Annotated in this window: 1 pseudogene; it reads right to left on the bottom strand. The window is 59.5% G+C overall.

The features are described from left to right. Nucleotides 1–85 precede the first annotated feature (85 nt). Nucleotides 86–348 (bottom strand): annotated as a pseudogene (locus EZM41_RS14005) (hypothetical protein); the annotation flags it as partial.

Below are 348 nucleotides of genomic sequence, written 5' to 3' on the forward strand. Positions count from 1 at the left end.
GCCTTGCCAGCGCGCTATATAAAAACCCATCACATCAGGATGGTTAGCCGCTGTGCAGCATGTCGAAAGCGCGGCTGCGAAGCGATTACGATATTATTGTATGTGAAATGGGCGGAGTCCAGGAGAGGGCAGAATCGCCCAAGGAAAGGGAAGACAGCGGCACGCGGGAGCGGCTGCGGGAGATGTTGCGCGCTGGCACGCTCGATACGCGCGAGGTAGAGGTCGAGGTCGCAGAGAGCGCGTCTTCTATACGGTGCTTGAGCTCTTTCTGCTCCGTCTCGGTAGCGGCACCCACCTGAATGACCGCCACCCCGCCGACCAACTTGGCCAACCGCTCCTGGAGCTTTT

It is taken from the genome of Acetomicrobium sp. S15 = DSM 107314 (assembly GCF_016125955.1).
In the GTDB taxonomy this organism is placed as follows: domain Bacteria; phylum Synergistota; class Synergistia; order Synergistales; family Thermosynergistaceae; genus Thermosynergistes; species Thermosynergistes pyruvativorans.